Origin of the sequence: Vibrio sp. 1562 (genome assembly GCF_033340155.1) — a bacterium.
In the GTDB taxonomy this organism is placed as follows: domain Bacteria; phylum Pseudomonadota; class Gammaproteobacteria; order Enterobacterales; family Vibrionaceae; genus Vibrio; species Vibrio alginolyticus.
Genome location: NZ_JAWOVY010000612.1, coordinates 1 through 569 on the forward strand (window position 1 = coordinate 1; position 569 = coordinate 569).

1 pseudogene is annotated in these 569 nt (G+C 46.9%); it reads left to right on the forward strand.

Annotated features, from left to right (window positions below):
• Positions 1–569 (forward strand): annotated as a pseudogene (locus R7Z49_RS26695) (undecaprenyl-phosphate glucose phosphotransferase); the annotation flags it as partial.

The window sequence follows — 569 nt, forward strand, 5'->3', positions numbered from 1 at the left end:
GCTGCTCCTAGTATTGAAAGACACAAATACCTCGATGGATAAGGACTACGTCATCTTGTCCTTCGTCGGGGGTATTTCATTTTTGTTTATGGCGGAGAGCGGCAACCTATATCGTTCATGGCGGACAAGCTCGTTTAGAGAACAAATGTTCATTGTTTGCATATCGTGGTTAATGACAAGCGCCCTACTTTTCATGGTGCTTTACTTTTCCGAAGTTTACCCTTTGTTTGACCGCAGTATCTTAGCGTTATGGGTTACTATTACGCCGGCATTACTGTTGGCGTGGCGAGTGACCTTTCGTACCGTTTTAGCCTATTTGCGAAAAATGGGATTCAACACACGCACCGCTATCATCATCGGCCAGACCCCTCACGGCATTACCCTTGCCAACGAGATTCAAAACCACACCGAGCATGGTGTTCTATTTGACGGCTTCTATGACGAACGCTCTAGCGACAGATTGCCTAGCTCCGAATACCCAATCAAAGGCGCGGTAAACCAAGCGTTAGAACGGGCAAAACGAGGTGAGGTCGATTACGTATACATTGCGATGCCAATGCATGCTAAAG